This is a genomic window from Hydrogenophaga sp. T2 (assembly GCF_049843535.1).
Taxonomy (GTDB): domain Bacteria; phylum Pseudomonadota; class Gammaproteobacteria; order Burkholderiales; family Burkholderiaceae_C; genus Hydrogenophaga; species Hydrogenophaga crocea.
In genome coordinates this window covers 177,264-193,691 of record NZ_JBBHZJ010000003.1, presented here as the reverse complement: position 1 = coordinate 193,691, position 16,428 = coordinate 177,264, and the positions used below count along the sequence as shown (strand labels likewise).

17 protein-coding genes are annotated in these 16,428 nt (G+C 72.3%); 6 read left to right on the top strand and 11 right to left on the bottom strand.

Annotation, left to right across the window (positions count from 1 at the left end):
* The first annotated feature begins 56 nt into the window (after positions 1-56).
* Genes WDZ95_RS08000 through paaK form a run of 3 tightly spaced genes read left to right on the top strand, consistent with a single transcriptional unit; the run spans position 57 to position 2,586 of the window.
* Positions 57-851, top strand: a complete 795-nt coding sequence (locus WDZ95_RS08000) for an enoyl-CoA hydratase-related protein (protein WP_166227488.1) — start codon at positions 57-59, stop codon at positions 849-851.
* Positions 852-853: 2 nt separating this feature from the next.
* Entirely contained in the window at positions 854-1,294 is a 441-nt protein-coding gene (paaI, locus tag WDZ95_RS07995; protein WP_425777558.1) for a hydroxyphenylacetyl-CoA thioesterase PaaI, read from the top strand.
* A complete protein-coding gene (gene paaK / locus WDZ95_RS07990) occupies positions 1,291-2,586 on the top strand; it encodes a phenylacetate--CoA ligase PaaK (RefSeq protein ID WP_425777556.1) in 1,296 nt (431 codons plus the stop codon). The genes paaI and paaK overlap by 4 nt, the downstream gene beginning before the upstream one ends.
* A gap of 3 nt (positions 2,587-2,589) precedes the next feature.
* Here the strand turns inward: paaK and WDZ95_RS07985 are convergent, their stop codons facing one another.
* The 3 genes from WDZ95_RS07985 to WDZ95_RS07975 are packed head-to-tail and all read right to left on the bottom strand — an operon-like array spanning position 2,590 to position 6,274.
* Positions 2,590-4,392, bottom strand: coding sequence for a M61 family metallopeptidase (locus tag WDZ95_RS07985; RefSeq protein ID WP_425777554.1), 1,803 nt, complete (start codon positions 4,390-4,392; stop codon positions 2,590-2,592).
* The gene (locus tag WDZ95_RS07980) at positions 4,389-5,105 is read right to left on the bottom strand and encodes a DsbC family protein (protein ID WP_425777552.1); all 717 of its coding nucleotides are present in this window, start codon (positions 5,103-5,105) and stop codon (positions 4,389-4,391) included. The genes WDZ95_RS07985 and WDZ95_RS07980 overlap by 4 nt, the downstream gene beginning before the upstream one ends.
* A gap of 32 nt (positions 5,106-5,137) precedes the next feature.
* A complete protein-coding gene (locus WDZ95_RS07975; RefSeq protein WP_425777550.1) occupies positions 5,138-6,274 on the bottom strand; it encodes an FAD-dependent monooxygenase in 1,137 nt (378 codons plus the stop codon).
* Positions 6,275-6,417: 143 nt separating this feature from the next.
* On the opposite strand from WDZ95_RS07975, the gene WDZ95_RS07970 reads away from it, so the two are divergent.
* The gene (locus WDZ95_RS07970) at positions 6,418-7,302 is read left to right on the top strand and encodes an MOSC domain-containing protein (RefSeq protein ID WP_425777548.1); all 885 of its coding nucleotides are present in this window, start codon (positions 6,418-6,420) and stop codon (positions 7,300-7,302) included.
* Here WDZ95_RS07970 and WDZ95_RS07965 read toward each other — a convergent pair.
* Genes WDZ95_RS07965 through WDZ95_RS07955 form a run of 3 tightly spaced genes read right to left on the bottom strand, consistent with a single transcriptional unit; the run spans position 7,277 to position 10,780 of the window.
* Positions 7,277-8,224: a helix-turn-helix transcriptional regulator gene (locus WDZ95_RS07965; RefSeq protein ID WP_425777546.1), complete on the bottom strand. Its 948-nt coding sequence runs from the start codon at positions 8,222-8,224 to the stop codon at positions 7,277-7,279. The two genes, WDZ95_RS07970 and WDZ95_RS07965, sit on opposite strands and share 26 nt — an antisense overlap.
* A gap of 4 nt (positions 8,225-8,228) precedes the next feature.
* Complete coding sequence (locus WDZ95_RS07960) at positions 8,229-10,310, bottom strand: molybdopterin cofactor-binding domain-containing protein (protein ID WP_425777544.1); 2,082 nt, start codon at positions 10,308-10,310, stop codon at positions 8,229-8,231.
* Entirely contained in the window at positions 10,307-10,780 is a 474-nt protein-coding gene (locus tag WDZ95_RS07955) for a (2Fe-2S)-binding protein (RefSeq protein ID WP_425777542.1), read from the bottom strand. Before WDZ95_RS07955 ends, WDZ95_RS07960 begins: the two co-directional genes overlap by 4 nt.
* 132 nt (positions 10,781-10,912) lie before the next feature.
* On the opposite strand from WDZ95_RS07955, the gene ychF reads away from it, so the two are divergent.
* Entirely contained in the window at positions 10,913-12,004 is a 1,092-nt protein-coding gene (gene ychF, locus WDZ95_RS07950) for a redox-regulated ATPase YchF (protein WP_166227478.1), read from the top strand.
* 39 nt (positions 12,005-12,043) lie between these two features.
* Here the strand turns inward: ychF and WDZ95_RS07945 are convergent, their stop codons facing one another.
* The 5 genes from WDZ95_RS07945 to WDZ95_RS07925 all read right to left on the bottom strand — a co-directional run bounded on the left by WDZ95_RS07945 (position 12,044) and on the right by WDZ95_RS07925 (position 15,264).
* Positions 12,044-12,673, bottom strand: a complete 630-nt coding sequence (locus tag WDZ95_RS07945; RefSeq protein WP_425777540.1) for a hypothetical protein — start codon at positions 12,671-12,673, stop codon at positions 12,044-12,046.
* Between the two features lie 53 nt (positions 12,674-12,726).
* Entirely contained in the window at positions 12,727-13,062 is a 336-nt protein-coding gene (locus tag WDZ95_RS07940; protein ID WP_425777538.1) for a hypothetical protein, read from the bottom strand.
* A 12-nt stretch (positions 13,063-13,074) separates the two neighbouring features.
* On the bottom strand, positions 13,075-13,554 hold the full coding sequence (locus tag WDZ95_RS07935; RefSeq protein ID WP_425777536.1) for a type III secretion system chaperone: 480 nt from the start codon (positions 13,552-13,554) through the stop codon (positions 13,075-13,077).
* A gap of 73 nt (positions 13,555-13,627) precedes the next feature.
* The gene (locus tag WDZ95_RS07930; RefSeq protein ID WP_425777534.1) at positions 13,628-14,785 is read right to left on the bottom strand and encodes an MFS transporter; all 1,158 of its coding nucleotides are present in this window, start codon (positions 14,783-14,785) and stop codon (positions 13,628-13,630) included.
* Positions 14,782-15,264 (bottom strand): YqaA family protein, encoded by a 483-nt coding sequence (locus WDZ95_RS07925; RefSeq protein WP_425777532.1) that lies wholly within the window; start codon positions 15,262-15,264, stop codon positions 14,782-14,784. Before WDZ95_RS07925 ends, WDZ95_RS07930 begins: the two co-directional genes overlap by 4 nt.
* A 133-nt stretch (positions 15,265-15,397) precedes the next feature.
* Here WDZ95_RS07925 and dusB point away from each other — a divergent pair, with 133 nt between their 5' ends.
* Positions 15,398-16,420: a tRNA dihydrouridine synthase DusB gene (gene dusB, locus WDZ95_RS07920; RefSeq protein WP_425777530.1), complete on the top strand. Its 1,023-nt coding sequence runs from the start codon at positions 15,398-15,400 to the stop codon at positions 16,418-16,420.
* Positions 16,421-16,428 lie beyond the last annotated feature (8 nt).

Sequence of the window (16,428 nt, the reverse complement as noted above, 5' to 3'; positions counted from 1 at the left end):
CGATCGGTTGGTTAATGGTAGATTGCGCCCCAGCCACCCACCGAGGAGACCAGACGATGAGCGACACCACCGTGGTGTACGAAGAGCGCGGGGCCGTGGCCCTGCTCACGCTGAACCGGCCCGAAGCGCTCAACAGCTTCACGCGCGCCATGCACCGCGACCTGTGGGCCGCGCTCGACCGCGCCGAGGCCAACGCCGCGATCCGCGCGCTGGTGATCACGGGCGCGGGCCGCGGCTTCTGCGCCGGCGCCGACCTCGCCGAGTTCGATTTCGAGCCCGGCCCCGACCTGGTGAAGCGCGCCGACCCCGGCCCGGTGATCGAGCAGGCCTTCAACCCCACGGCGCGGCGCCTCATGGCGCTGCGCATGCCCACCCTCGCCGCGGTGAACGGCGTGGCCGCGGGCGCGGGCGCCTCGCTGGTGATGTGCTGCGACATCGCGATCGCCGCGCCCGGCGCGAGCTTCATCCAGGCCTTCAGCAAGATCGGCCTGATCCCCGACGCCGGCGGCAGCTGGCTGCTGGTGGAGCGCCTGGGCCTGGCGCGCGCGATGGCGCTGGCCATGACGGGCGACAAGCTGCCCGCCGCGCAGGCCAAGGAGTGGGGCATGGTGTGGGATGTGGCCGACGACTGCCTGGCCGCTTCGCTTGCCATGGCCGACAAGCTCGCCGCCATGCCCACGCAGGCGCTGGTGGCCACGCGCCGCCTGCTGCGCGAGGCCGGCACGCGCAGCTTCGATGCCCAGCTCGACGCCGAGCGCGACGCGCAGTCGGCCCTGGGCAAGACGCACGACTACATCGAGGGCGTGATGGCCTTCCGCGAAAAGCGCCCGGCGCGCTTCAAGGGCGCATGAGCATGACACCTGCCGAACGCGCCGCCAAGGTCGGCCAGACCATGTTCGCCGTCGACACCGCGAGCAAGGACACCATGGGCATGGAGCTGCTGGCCTGCGAGCCTGGCCGCGCCGTGATGCGCATGGTGGTCAGGCCGCTGCACCTCAATGGCCACCAGATCTGCCATGGCGGCTTCATCTTCACGCTCGCCGACTCCACCTTCGCCTTTGCCTGCAACAGCCACAACCGCAATGCGGTGGCCGCGGGTTGCAGCATCGAATTCCTGCGGCCCACGCACGTGGGCGACGTGCTCACCTGCGAGGGCGTGGAGCAGACGCTGTCGGGCCGCCACGGCGTGTACGACATGAAGGTCAGCAACCAGCGCGGCGAGGTCGTGGCCCTGTTCCGCGGCAAGAGCGCGCAGATCCCCGGCAACGTGTTTCCCGAAGAGGACCCGGCATGAGCCAGCTTCCGCTTGAACCGATCGAAAAGGCCAGCGTCGACGAGCTGCGCGCACTGCAGCTCAAGCGCCTGCGCGCCACGCTGCAGCACGCCTACGCGAATTCGCCCGTCTACCGCGCCAAGTTCGACGCCGCGGGCGTGCACCCCGACGACTGCCGCAGCCTGGACGACCTCGCGAAGTTCCCCTTCACGACCAAGGCCGACCTGCGCGACAACTACCCCTTCGGCATGTTCGCGGTGCCGCGCGCGCAATGCGCGCGCATCCACGCGAGCAGCGGCACCACGGGCAAGCCCACGGTGGTGGGCTACACGCAGCGCGACATCGACACCTGGGCCACGGTGGTGGCGCGCAGCATCCGCGCCAGCGGCGCGCGTGCGGGCGACCTGGTGCACGTGAGCTACGGCTATGGCCTGTTCACGGGCGGCCTGGGTGCGCACTACGGCGCCGAGAAGCTGGGCCTCACGGTGGTGCCCTTCGGTGGCGGCCAGACCGAGCGCCAGGTGCAGCTGATCCAAGACTTCCGGCCCGACATCATCATGGTCACGCCGAGCTACATGCTCGCCATCGCCGACGAGTTCGAGCGCCAGGGCCTGGACCCGCGCGAGAGCAGCCTGCGCATCGGCATCTTCGGCGCCGAGCCCTGGACCAACGACATGCGCCAGGCGATCGAGCAGCGCATGGGCATCGACGCGGTGGACATCTACGGCCTGTCCGAGGTGATGGGCCCGGGCGTGGCCAACGAGTGCGTGGAAACCAAGGACGGCCCGACGATCTGGGAAGACCACTTCTATCCCGAGATCATCGACCCGGAGACCGGCGCGGTGCTGCCCGATGGCGAACTGGGCGAGCTGGTGTTCACCAGCCTCACCAAAGAGGCGCTGCCCATCATCCGCTACCGCACGCGCGACCTCACGCGCCTGCTGCCGGGCACCGCGCGCACCATGCGCCGCATGGAAAAGATCACCGGCCGCAGCGACGACATGATGATCGTGCGCGGCGTGAACGTGTTCCCCACGCAGATCGAGGAGCTGATCCTGCGGCAGCCCGCGCTGACCGCGCACTACCAGTGTGTGCTCACGCGCGAAGGGCCCATGGACTGCCTCACGGTGCGCGTGGAAACCCGCCCGGGTCTCGACCCCAAGGCCGCCGAGGCCGTGGCCGCGGCGCGCGCGCTGCAGCACGATGTGAAGACCTTCGTGGGCACCAGCATCGACGTGCAGTTGCAGGCCGAAGGCGGCGTGGAGCGCAGCCAGGGCAAGGCCAAGCGCGTGCTCGACCAGCGCCCGAGGTAAGCGTCAGACCGACAGCCAGGGCGCCAGGCGGGTGGCGTCGCCCACGGTGACGCGCCAGGCGGTTTGCGGCGCGGGCCATTGCAGCGGCAGGCGCAGCAGCTGGCGGTCGCGCGACACCAGCGCGGTGAGCTGGGTGCGCGGCCCGCGCAGGGCCTGTACCTCGTCGAGCTTGCCCACGCGCCAGGCCTCGGGCGCGCCGCCGCGCCGGGCGGGCGCGAATTCCACACCCAGCCATTCATCGCCCGCGGCCAGGCCGGCCGCTTCGCCGGCCCCGCCGCGCAGCACGGCCTTCACCGTGAGCGTGCCGCCGGCTTCGGCCACGCGCAGGCCCAGCTGCTGGGCCAGCGGCGCCGGGTCGTGCTGCACCTTGGCGCCCAGGGCCTGCAGCAGCGCTTCGAGCGGCAGGTCGGCGGTGCCGTGCACCCAGGCATCGAGCTCGGCGTCGTAGGCGCGGCCGCCGAGCTGGCGCAGCGTGCGGCGCAGATCGGTCTCGCGCATGGGGCCGGCCTCGCAGCGTTGCCAGAGCGCGCGCATCACGTCGTCGAGCGTGGCGCGGCCTTCCTGGCGCAGCGTGAGATCGAGCGCCAGCGCCACCAGCGCGCCCTTGGTGTAGTAGCTCACCGTGGCGTTGGGCGTGTTCTCGCCCACGCGGTAGTACTTGGTCCAGGCATCGAAGCTGGCCTGGGCCACGGTCTGCAGCTGCCGGCCCGGCGTCTGCAGCACCTGGTTCACGGTCTTGGTGACCAGCTGCAGGTAGGCGGCGTCGTCGATCAGGCCGGCGCGGCGCAGGAACAGGTCGTCGTAGTAGCTCGTGAAGCCTTCGAAGAACCACAGCAGCTCGGTGTGGTTCTCGCGGTCGTAGTCGTAGCGCGCGAACTCGGCCGGGCGCAGCCGCTTCACGTTCCAGGTGTGGAAGTACTCGTGGCTGATCAGGCCCAGCAGCGTGGTGTAGCCATCGCCGGCCTTGAGGGCCGCGGGCTTGGCGTCGCCCGTGCGGCGCGCGGGCAGGTCGCTGCGCTGGCAGATCAGCGCGGTGCTGTTGCGGTGTTCGAGCCCGCCGTAGCCGTCGCCGCTGGCGTGCAGCATGAACACGTAGCGCTCGAAGGGCGGCGCACCGTCGCCATGCCAGAACGCGATCTGGGTTTCGCAGATGCGGCGCGTGTCTTCGACCAGGCGCTCGGTGTCGGCCCAGCCGCCCGCGCCCGTCATCACGAAGCGGTGCGGCACACCGCCGGCAGTGAATTCGGCGCTGAAGAAGCGGCCCAGGGTGACGGGGCAGTCGGCGAGCTCGTCGTAGTCGGCCGCGTGGTGCGTGCCCCAGCCTTGTTCGTCCACCCGTTGCGGCGCCAGGCCGGTGGCCACGGCCCAGTCGGCCGGTGCGTTGCCGCGCGCGATGTCCAGGGTGTGCGGCCGGTCTTCGTGGCCGAGCACGCGCAGGCAGGTGCTGGTGGCGTTGAAGAAGCCGCGCGTGGCGTCGAGCCAGGCGGTGCGCACCGAGGCGTCGAAGGCGTAGATCTGGTAGCGCAGCTCGAGCGGTGCGCCGGCCGCGTTGGCGGCCTGCCAGCGGTGCTTGTCGAGCTGCTTCAGGGCCACGGGCGCGCCGCCCTGGCTGGCCTGCAGGCCTTGCAGGTGCTGAGAGAACTCGCGCACCAGGTAGCTGCCCGGGATCCACACCGGCAGCGCGAAGCGCTGGGCGCGCGCGGGTTCGGTGACGGTGAGCGTGACGCCGAAGAGGTGGGCGTGCAGGTCCAGCACCTCGACGCGGAAGTGCACGGAAGCGGCCGCCTTGCCGCGCGGGCGGCTCATTTGGCCTTCGCTTCCTTGAACTGGGCCTCGATGCGGTCGGCGGTGATGAAGCCCGGCACCCGCGTGTCGTTGGCGAAGATCAGCGTGGGCGTGCCGTTGATGCCGTGTTTGGCGGCCAGCGCGGCGTTGCGTTCGATGGCCGCGGTGTCGCAGCTCGCCTCGGCGGGCGGCTGCTGGTTGAGCATCCAGCTGCTGTAGGTCTTGGCGCGGTCCTTGGCGCACCAGATGCGCTGCGACTTCACCACCGAGTCCGGGCCGAGCACGGGGATCAGGAACACGTGCAGGGTGACGTCGTCGACCTTGGTGAGTTCCTGGTGCAGGCGCTTGCAGAAACCGCAGTTGGGGTCTTCGAACACCGCGAGCTGGCGCGTGCCCTTGCCCTTGACCAGCTTGAACGAGTCCTTGAAGGGTAGGTCCTTGAAGGCCACGGCGTTGAGCTTGTCGAGTCGGGCGTCGGTGAGGTTGGTGCGGTTCTTGGTGTCGATCAGCGGGCCGCCGAGCACGTAGGTGGCGTTGTCGTCGGTGTAGACGAGCTGGTTGCCGCTCAGGCGCACCTCCCACAGGCCGGGGAAGGGTGTCTTGCTCACCTCTTCGATGGGCGGCAGGTTGGGCAGGCGCTCGGCGAGGTTCTTGCGGATGGCCGCGTCCTGGGCCGCGGCCGACAGGCTCAGGCCGGCGAGCAGGCCGAGCAGCAGGGTTTTGAGAATGTTCATGGGGCAGGCCCGGGCGAAGAATCGGAAAGGCGTCAGAGCGACAGGCCCATGGCCTGGCGCGCCAGCCAGCGCTTGAGCGGTCCGCTGCGGTCGAAGCCCGACAGGCCCCGGTTGCGCAGCAGCTGCACCCGTGCATCGGCCAGGCCGAACAGCGAGAACAGCCCGTCGGTCACCCAGGCCATGGCCTGCAGGTCGCCGGCGCGGGCGCGCTCGTAGCGTCTGAGCAGTTTGGGGTCGTCGAGTTCGCGCCAGTACTCGCGTGCATGCAGCACGCGCGCGAGCTCGGCCGCGTCGGCCAGGCCCAGGTTGAGGCCCTGGCCGGCCAGGGGGTGCACGGCGTGGGCGGCGTCGCCCGCGAGCACCACCGTGCCCTGGTCGCCCCGGGCGATCCAGCGTCGCGCGCGCGACAGCTGCAGCGGCCAGGCCTGGGGCGCGCCCAGCAGCGTGAGTTCGCCGAGCGCCTGCTGCGAGCGCTCCTGCACCGCCTGCGCGAAGGCCGCGGGCTCGGCACCCAGCCAGGCGGCGGTGCGCTCGGCGGGCAGCGACCACACCAGCGCGAGCTCGTGCGCGCCTTCGCCGCCCAGCGGCAGCAGCGCGAGCACCTCGCCCTCGGTGAACCACTGGCGCGCGACGCCACCGTGCGGCTGCGCGGCACGCAGCCGCGCCGCGATGGCCTTGTGCGGGTAGGGCCGCACCTCGTGCTCGATGCCCAGGGCCTCGCGCGTGCTGCTGTGCCGGCCTTCGCAGACCACGGTCAGGCGCGCGGGCGGGGCCTCGGTCACGCGCTCCACACCGGCGGCGAAGCCGATCGCGTCCGCGAGCCGGCGCTCCAGGGCAGGCACGTCGACGATCCAGGTGAGGGCTTCGGCGCCGAGCTCGGCGGCCTCGAAGCGCAGCGAGCCGTCGGCGTCGCCCTGCACCTGCATGGCGTGCACCGGGGTGACCGCGCCCGGCACGTCGTCGGGCCAGGCGCGCAGGGCGCGCAGCAGCTCGCGCGAGGCGGTGTTGAGCGCGTAGGCGCGCACGTCGTCGGGGCGGGGGGCGGCGGCAGGGGCCACGAGCGCCACGCGCAGGCGCTCTTGCGCCAGCAGCAGGGCCAGGGCCTGGCCCACCACGCCCGCACCGCGGGTGACCACGTCGGCGCGTCGTGAGGTGGCGTTGGAAGACATGCCCGGATTCTAGGAGCACTGCCCCCACGCTCCGCCGCTGCGCGGGTCGCTGCCCCCCGAGGGGATTGCGCCGGCTTGGGGCGGCCCGGCGCCGGCGCGGGCACAATCCGGCGCTTTCGCGCCACCCCCAAGTCCCCAGCGCCATGTCCGACACCGCCGACGTCCAAGCCACCATCGACGCCCTCTGGGTCTACCCCGTGAAGTCCTGCGCCGGCGTGCGCGTGCAGGAGGCCGAGCTCACCGAGACCGGCCTGCTCTACGACCGCGCCTGGATGGTGGTGGACGCCGACGGCGAATTCGTGAGCCAGCGCGAGCTGCCGCGCATGGCGCTGATCCAGCCGAGCTTCAAGATGGGCCAACTGGTGCTGCGTGCGCCCGGCATGCTGGCGCTGCACCTGCAGCTCGACGCCGCCGAGCGCCCGATGAAGGTGCGCGTGTGGGACGACGAGGTGGCCGCCTGGGACATGGGCGACCTGGCCGCGCAGTGGTTCAGCGACTTCCTCGGTCCCGGGGCGCCGGCCGCGCTCAAGAAGCTGCGCCTGGCGCGCTTCGACCCCGAGGTGAAGCGCGCGAGCGATCCCCGGTGGACCGGCGGCCGCGAGGCCGGCACGCAGTTCGCCGACGGCTTCGCGCTGCTGGTCACGAGCACCGCGTCGCACGACGAACTCAATGCGCGGCTCGCCGCGGGGGGCCACGCGCCGGTGGACGCGCGCCGCATGCGGCCCAACATCGTGCTGGGTGGCCTTCAGGCGCACGACGAGGACCGCGTGGGCGCGCTGCGCATTGAGGCCGAGGGTGGCCCGGCCCTGATCGAGCCCGTGAAGCCCTGCGCGCGTTGCCCGATTCCGGATGTGAACCCCGACACCGCCGAAACCGGCACCGCGGTCAACGACACGCTGCGCGGCTACCGCGCCGATGCGCGCGTGAAGGGCGCCCTGACCTTCGGCATGAACGCCATCGTGCTCGAAGGCGACGGCCGCCTGCTGCGCGTGGGGCAGCGCGTCAGCGGCGACTGGCGCTTCGACTGAGGCCGGCGCGGCCGAACTGCGCGCGGTACTGTGCCGGCGTGAGGCCGGTGTGCGCACGGAAGCGGCGCGCGAAGTGCGGCTGGTCGGCGAAGCCGCTGGCGTAACCCACCTCGGCCAGGGACGCATCGCTGTCGGTGAGCCAGCGCGCCGCGTGGTTCAGGCGCGCCTGGGCCAGCAGCGCGCTGAAGCTCTGCTGCTCGCGCGCCAGTCGGCGCTGCAGCGTGCGCGGCGCCGTGTGCAGCGCCTCGGCCAGTCGCGCGAGCGTCCAGCCGCGCGCGGGGTCTTGCTCGAGCAGCGCCAGCGGGCCGGGCGCGGGCGCCGATGCCGTCGCCGATGGCCCGTCGGCCGCGGGCACCGGGCGCTGCTGCCAGCGCCATTCCCACTCGGCCAGCGCTGCGGGCCAGGCGCCGCTTGCGTCGGGCGCGGCCCAGCGGCCGTCGAAGGTCCAGGCCGTCGCCCCTGCGGGCCGCGCGCGCAGCCCCTGCATGGCGGGCAGGTGCGCGGCGAGCGCCAGCAGCAGGCCGGCCACCAGCAGGTCTTCGGCCGCGGTGGGCGGCGCCTGCGATCGCAGCGAGGCGTGGCGCCAGCGCAGGTGCTGCGGTCCGGCGTCGAGCACCAGCACCCGGTGGCGCGAATGCACGAAGCGTTCGAGCCGCTGCCAGCGCTCCAGCAGGTCGCCGGGGCCGCTCGCGTGCACGAACACGCGCCCCATGGGGTCGCCGTGCAGCGCCTGCACCGCCTCGCCCAGGCGGGCGATGGCGCATGGCCCGTGCGCCTGCCACAAGGCCTGCAGCTGCGCACGTTTGTCGGGCAGGGCGACACGGCCCAGGTGGCTGGGCGGGGGCGCGGGCGCCGGCAGGCCCTGGCGGCGCAGGCCCTCGCGCACCACGCGCATCATCGCGGCCGAAGCGAAATCGTCCATGGCCTCAAGTCTGCGCGAAGGCGGCGGGGTCGAGCGGGAAGCGCGTGGGCCGCCGCCCGGTGGCCGCGCGCACCGCGTTGGCGATGGCCGCGGCCGCGGCCACGATCACCGTCTCGCCCGCGCCGCCCGGTGGCTCGCCTTCGTCCACCAGCACCACGTGCAGCGGCGGTACCGCGTCCAGCCGCGGGATCGGCGCGCTCGCGAAGCTGTCGCTCGCGATGCGGCCCTCGGCCACCGTCAGCGCGTCGCTGAGCGCCATGCCCAGTCCCCACACCAGGTTGCCCTCGCACTGCGCGCGCACGCCGTCGGCGTCGATCACGTGGCCACCGTCGTGCGCGCAGCCCAGGCGCGTCACCCGCACCCGGCCATCGGCGGCCACGCTCACGTCCGCCACCACCGCGGCGTGGCTGCCCTGCTTGTAGGTGCCGCAGGCCACGCCGCGTCCGCGGCGTTCGCCAGCGGCCGCAGGCGTGGGGGGCGGCGCGGCCTGCACCGCGGCGCGCAGCACGCGCGCGAGCCGCGGCTCGCCGATGTGCGCGAGGCGAAACGCCACCGGGTCCTGGCCGGCGAGCCAGGCGCATTCGTCGATGGCCGACTCGATCGCCAGGCCGTTGGGGCCCGCACCCAGGCCGCGCCACGGGCCGGTGAACACGGGCAGGCGCGCGAGCGCGAAGCGCACCTCGCGCCGGGGCACCCGGTAGGGCGGGGCGGCACCGCGCGCCACGCCCGGGTCGCCCGCCACCACGTCGGTGATGCGCTGCAGCCAGGCCGGCACGCCGGCCGCGGTGAACAGGATGTGGCTGCTCGCGAAATGGTGCTGCCAGTCCTGCAGGCGGCCCTCGCGCCAGCGGGCGCGCAGGCGGTGGCTGGAGGGCGGGCGGTGAAAGCCCTGGCGGAACTCCTGCGTGCGCGTCCATTGCACCTTCACCGGGGCGCGCACCGCTTCGCACAGCAGCGCGGCTTCGAGCTCCACGGTGCAGATCGTCTTGCCGCCGAAGGCGCCGCCCACGCGGCAGGGGTGCACGCGCAGCTGCGTTTCGCCGCGGCCCAGCGCCTTGCCGACCACGTCGCGCTGGTACCAAGCGTCCTGCGTGCCGACCCAGAGGTCGAGCGCACCCGCGGCATCGAGCGCGGCCACGGCGGCGCGCGGCTCGATGGCCGCGTGCGCCGCGAGCGGCACGTCGATGCGCAGGTCGAGGTCCCAGGGCGCCGCGGGGTCGATGCGGCCTTCGTCGAGCACCGCGTTCGGCAGCCGGCCTTGTGCGGCATGCGCGTCGACGTCGATGCGGCGCGCGATGGCGGGGTCGTCGCCTGTGCCGTGCACGCCCCACTGCACCGCGAGCGCGGCCTCGATGCGATCGAGCGCGCCCGGCGTGCGCGCCACGATGCCCAGACCCTCGGCCTGGGCCTGCTGCAGGCGCGGGTCGCGCACCAGCGCGACGAATCCGGGCACGTCGCGCGCCGCGCGCTCGTCCAGGCCGAGCACGCGCGAGGGCAGCTCGGGCGACAGCGGTGCGCGCAGCACGCGGCCGTGCAGCAGTCCGGGCAGGCGCACGTCGGCCACGTAGAGCGGCGCGCCGGTGACGATCTCGCGGTCGTGCACACGCGGCACCGGCCTGCGCGCCCCGGGCGCGGGTGCGGCACCGGCCGGGCGCCGGAACGATCGCAGGGCCGTGGGCGGCAGGGGGTCGGCGTCGCGCCAGCCCCGCGTCTCGCCGCGCGCGACGGCCTCGCGCAGCGTGGCGCAGGCCTGGGCCAGCGGCAGGGCGAAGTCGCGCACCGATTCGCTGCCCACCGTGGCGCGCACGCGCGCCAGGTCGGCCGTGCCCGCAAGCTGCACGGCCACGGCCTCGGCGGCCACGCCCAGTTCGTCGGCGGCGACCTGGCGCAGGGCGGTGGCGATCTGCTGGCCCATTTCGGCGCGGGGCAGCCGCAGCGTGTAGCGGCCGTTCTCGTGGTGGATCCAGCCCAGCGCGTCGTGCGGGCTGGCGGCGGGCCGCTTGGGAAACACCGGCAGCGCGCAGCCGCCCAGCCAGAAGCTCACGCCCAGGCCGCTTCCCGCCAACAACAGGCTGCGGCGCTTCATGACGGCTCCCCGCCGGGCTGCCCCGAAGCGCGCTTCACAGCGGCCCAGATGCGCTGCTGGGTGCCGCAGCGGCAGAGGTGACCCGCGAGGGCGTCGGTGGTTTGTGCGTCCGTGGGCCGGGGGTGTTGATCGAGCAGCGCGGCGCAGGCGAGGATCTGGCCGGCCTGGCAGTAGCCGCACTGCGGCACGCGCTCGTCGACCCAGGCCTGCTGCACCGGGTGCAGCCGGCCGTCGGGGCCGGCCAGGCCTTCGATCGTGGTGATGCGCCGGCCCTGCGCCGAGCGCACGGGCAACAGGCAGCTGCGCTGCGGACGGCCGTCGAGCAGCACCGTGCAGGCGCCGCACAGGCCCTGGCCGCAACCGTACTTGGCGCCCGTCAGCGCCAGGTGCTCGCGCAGCACCCACAACAGCGCCTCGTCCTGCCACTCGGGCGCCACGCCGCGGCGCTGCCCGTTCACCATGAGTTCCATGCCGGCTCCTTGGGTTGAATGGGCGGCATGGTGCGTGGCCGGCGCGCCGCCGTCTTGAACCTGCGCGCCATGCGGCGACCGGGTGTGAACACCCCCTGGGCTACACTGCCGGGTTCGTCACGAGGTTCCCCCATGAGCTTGAAATGCGGCATCGTGGGCCTGCCCAACGTGGGCAAGTCCACGCTCTTCAACGCCCTCACCAAGGCCGGCATCGCGGCCGAGAACTACCCGTTCTGCACCATCGAGCCCAACACGGGCGTGGTGGAAGTGCCCGACCCGCGCCTGGCGCAACTGGCCGAGATCGTCCAGCCGCAGCGCGTGGTGCCGGCGATCGTCGAGTTCGTGGACATCGCGGGCCTGGTGGCCGGCGCGAGCAAGGGCGAAGGCCTGGGGAACCAGTTCCTGGCCCACATCCGCGAGACCGACGCCACGGTGAACGTGGTGCGCTGCTTCGAAGACCCGAACGTGATCCACGTGGCGGGCAAGGTCGACCCGATCGCCGACATCGAGGTGATCCAGACCGAGCTTTGCCTGGCCGACCTGTCCACCGTGGAAAAGACCATCCAGCGCGCGCAGAAAACCGCGCGCGCGGGCGACAAGGACGCGCAGAAGCTGCTGGTGCTGCTCGAGAAGTGCCAGGCCGCGCTCAACGAGGCGAAGCCGGTGCGCACGCTGGACCTGTCCAAGGAAGAGCGCGCGCTGCTCAAGCCCTTGTTCCTCATCACCGCCAAGCCCGCGATGTTCGTGGGCAACGTGGCCGAGGACGGGTTCGAGAACAATCCGCTGCTCGATCGCCTCAAGGCCTACGCCGAGGCGCAGCACGCGCCCGTGGTGGCCATCTGCGCCAAGCTCGAGGCCGAAATGGCCGAGATGAGCGACGAGGACCGCCAGATGTTCCTCGAAGAGCTGGGCCAGGAAGAGCCTGGCCTGAACCGCCTGATCCGCGCGGCCTATGGCCTGCTGGGCCTGCAGACCTACTTCACCGCGGGTGAAAAAGAGGTGCGCGCCTGGACCATCCACAAGGGCGACACCGGCCCGCAGGCCGCCGGCGTGATCCACACCGATTTCGAGAAGGGCTACATCCGCGCCCAGACGATCGCCTTTGCCGACTACATCGCCCACAAGGGCGAGCAGGGCGCGAAGGAGGCCGGCAAGATGCGCGCGGAGGGCAAGGACTACGTCGTGCAGGACGGCGACGTGATGAACTTCCTGTTCAGCGGTTGAGGAACCCTGGCGCGGCCCACCGACCCGCAGCGCCGCCGTTCAGGCTTTTTGCGACGGGGGAAGCGGCATCGCGTCGAGCACGCTGAAGATGTCGATGTTTTCATCGGCTCGCGCGCGTGGCGTCGCACTGCCGGTGACGGGCGTGTGGGCGTGTGCGGGCGGCGCGACCGCTGGCAGAGGTTGAAGGGCCTGCGACCGCTCCATCAGTTGGGCCAGCGCCGAGACGCTGTCGCGCAGGCCGGAGGTGATCAGGTGCCTCCCATGCCCATGCTCTTGATCGAGGTGAGGCATGAACAGCAGCGCCATCGGGGCCCGGGCCTCTTCCCAGGTCGACAACTGCAAGCCCCTGAGCTGCGTGACGAACTTCTCCAGCATGCGGTCCACCGCGAGCGAGCGCGTTTCCTCGGGATTGCGGAACAGCGTCAGGTGCCGGTCGATCCAGTTGCCATGGCGGGACGAAATGCGCGTGTTGTGGCCGCTCAGCCCGCGCATGTACAGGGTTTTGGATTTCTGCCCGTTGGTGCCCTTGAGGTAGCGGTCCAGCGCCTGGATGCGGTCCTTGATGTTGGCGTTTTCGTCGGCGACCGTGCGCTTGTCGGCCGCGCGTTGCCGCGAGGCATCGAGGCGGTTCTGGATGACCTGGAGCGGATTCCTGATGGGCGATGTCATGTGATGTCCTGCAGAAGGAGGGGGTCGGGGGCGGCCCGGAGGCGGGACGCCGCTCAGGTCGCGGTTTCGTCCATCACGAACGCCACGAGCTTGTCCACGTCGCGCCGCAGCAGCGGGTCGACCTGCACCGCGTCGGCCAGCGCACCGCTGCGCAGCAGTTCGGCCAGGGCCTGGCGGCGGGCTGCATGGCCCTGGGCGTGCGTGAGCAGGCGGTCGCGCCGGGCTTGCGTGCGCGCATCGGGCGGTGTCTGCGCCGGTTCATGGCCGGCGCGCGCATACAGGGTGCGTGCGCCCGAGGAGGCGTTGTCGGGTTGAGCCCCCGCCGGGGGAAGCGCCGCACCGATGGGGGTGCCGGCGTTGTCGGGATGGGTTGCGTCGATCTTGTTCATGGACGTGCTCCCTCAGGCGCGCTGCAGGGCCATCATGTCCAGGGCCTTCGAAGGCCCGCCGTCGCCGGCTTCGGCGTTTTCCACCAGCATGGTCCAGAACAGGCGCATGCCTTCGTGGCGCAGCAGGGTGTTGGCGAGCAGCACGTGGGCCGCTTCGGCGTCGTCGAGCTGGACATCGTTGATCAGCAGCAGGTGGCCGTCTTCGTCGTCGCGCGCCAGCCGCATGGCCCCGAGTTCGCTCCACAACGTGTTGAAGCTGAGGCAACTGGCGTGCACCTTGGCCTGCACCTCCTCGCGGGGTTGTCCGACGCCTGCCGTGATCACGAGCCGCTGTGGGGACTCGGCCCATTCCACCAGGCACTCGCCGCCGGTTTCGAAGTGCACGAACCAGGTGCCCGGCGAGAGTTCGACCACCGCCTCCATGGCCTCGGCGTGTTCGGCGGCGGCCACCAGGCACCGGGCCGCGGCATCGGGAGAGGGAATGGCGTTCATGGGATCGCGGGATGAAAGCTGGGGCGAAGCTGGGTAACGCATACCCACCCGAGGTTCCCGCGCCCGCGGTGGACTAGGCCTGGGCGCGCGCTGCCGCCCAGGCGCTGAGGCCCATGGACAGGCCCATCAGCACCAGGCCCACCCAGTGCAACTGCAGCAACTGGCCCTGGGCGATGAGCAGCCCCCCGAGCGCCGCCCCCAGCGCCTGTCCGCCGTACATGGCCGAGGTGTTCAGGGCCACCGTGGCCGGCGCGAGCACCGGCGAGGCCTGCACCAGCCGCGCCTGCTGGGCCGAATTGGCCGCGAAGCAGCCCAGCGCCCAGGGCACCATCACCAGGGCCTGGCCCCACCAGTGGCCGCGCCCCAGCGGCCAGAGCAGCAGGCTCATGGCCATGAGGCCGAGCGTGATGAGCACCGCGCGCGCGGCGCCCAGGCGGTCGATCTGGCGCGTGACGGCCACATTGCCCAGCAGGCCGAAGGCCCCGAACCAGAGGAAGAGCAGCGACAGGCCCGCCCCGCCGGCCCCCAGGGTCTGGGTCAGGTAGGGCGCGAAGTAGGAGAACAGCGTGAACTGCCCGAAGGCCGACAGCAGCGTGACCCCCACGGCCATCATCAGCGGGGGCGACCCCAGTGCGCGGCCCCAGGCTTCGCGCGAGAGGGCGGCGGGCCGAACGCCGTCGGGCATTTCGCGCCAGACCCAGGCGCCGCTGAGCAGGGCCATCACGGCGACCAGGCCGAAGGCCCAGCGCCAGCCCAGCTCGCCGCCGATCCAGGCCGACAGCGGCATGCCCATCACCGAGGCAACGGACCAGCCCAGGAACACGAAGGTGATGGCCCGGCCCCGGTGCGCCGGCCCCACGAGCAGGCCCACGCTGGCCGCGGCCTGGGGCGTGAAGACCGCAGGCGGGACCATGGCGAGCACGCGCAGCACCAGCAGCGCCGGGTAGTTGGGCGCCAGCGCGCAGGCCGCGTGCAGCACCGCGTACCAGACCAGGGACCAGGCGAGCAGGCGGCGCCGGTCCCAGCCGGCGACCAGGGTGGCGAACAGGGGCGCGCCCACGCCGATCAGGGCCGCGCCCGCGGTGATCAGCAGCCCGGCCTGAGGAATGGACACACCCAGGGAGCGTGCGATGTCGTTGAGCGTGCCGGCCACGGCCATCACGCCGGTGCCGATCACGAGGTTGCCGACCATCAGCGCCCACAGGGCGCGCGGCAGGGCAGGCCGGCTCATGATGGAAACGCGCCGGGGAAGGCCCACAGCAGCGCTGCCGTCATGACGAGGTAGCGCGCGAACTTGCCGATGGCCATGTAGAACAGGCAGGGCCAGAACGCAAAGCGCAGCCAGCCGGCCACCGCGCACAGCGGGTCGCCCACCACGGGCAGCCAGCTCAGCAGGCAGGCCTTGGGGCCGAAGCGTTCGAGCCATTGCAGGGCGCGCAACTCGGTCGGGTTGCCGCGTGCGCGGTCGACCAGGCGGTGGGTGCCCAGGCCCATGAGCCAGCTCACCGCGCCGCCCAGCGTGTTGCCCGCCGTGGCCACCAGCACCGCGGGCCAGAACAGCTCGGGGTTGAGCTTGACCAGGGCGAAGACCGCGGGCTCGGAGCCCAGCGGCAGCAGCGTGGCCGAGACGAAGGCCACCACGAAAACGGTGCTCAGGCCGACCTCGGGCAGGGCCAGCCATTGGGCAAGGTTGGAAAACCAGTCGGGCATGGTGTTGGGGTCGGTCGCGTGCGCTCTCTCGGGCTCCCGTCTGCTGAAAAAACAGGCAGGTACAATGCGCACCCTTCGCGCCCGCCCGCAGGGGCCCGCGGCGCCGACAAGACCGCCACATTCTCCCATCGCCATGCAGATCGGGCCCTACCGCCTGCCCAATGCCCTTTTTGTCGCGCCCATGGCGGGCGTGACGGACCGGCCGTTCCGCAAGCTGTGCAAGCGGCTGGGTGCGGGCTACGCCGTGAGCGAGATGGTGACGAGCCGGCGCGACCTGTGGGACAGCCTCAAGACGTCACGCCGCGCCAACCACGAGGGCGAGGCGGCGCCGATCGCGGTGCAGATCGCGGGCACCGACGCGGCCATGATGGCCGACGCCGCGCGCTACAACATCGACCGCGGCGCGCAGATCATCGACATCAACATGGGCTGCCCGGCCAAGAAGGTCTGCAACAAGTGGGCCGGCAGCGCGCTCATGCAGGACGAAGCGCTGGCCATCGCCATCGTCGAGGCCGTGGTGCAGGCCTGTGCGCCGCACGGCGTGCCGGTGACGCTCAAGATGCGCACCGGCTGGTGCGACAGCGCGCGCAACGCGCCCGTGCTGGCGCTGGCCGCCGAGGCCGCGGGCGTGCAGATGCTCACCGTGCACGGTCGCACGCGCGAGCAGGGCTACCGCGGCGAGGCCGAGCACGACACGGTGGCGCTGATCAAGAGCCGCGTGCGCATTCCCGTGGTCGCCAATGGCGACGTCGACTCGCCCGAGCGCGCGCGCGAGGTGCTGCAGCGCACCGGGGCCGATGCCATCATGATCGGCCGCGCGGCCCAGGGCCGGCCCTGGATCTTCCGCGAGATCGCGCACTTCCTGGCCACGGGCGAACCGCTGCCCGCGCCCGACCTCGCCGAGGTGCGGGGCTGGCTGCTCGAGCACCTCGACGACCACTACAGTCTCTACGGCGAGAACACCGGCGTGCGCAGCGCGCGCAAGCACCTGGGCTGGTACGCGCAGTCGCTGCCGCTGACGCGCGAACAGGTGAGCGATTTCCGCAGCCGTGTGAACGCCACGACCACCATCGACGCGCAGCGCCGCGTGGTGGCCGACGCCTTCGATGCCTGGATCGATGCCGCCGCGTCGCCCGCCTGGAAACTCGCCGCCTAGGCCACCGA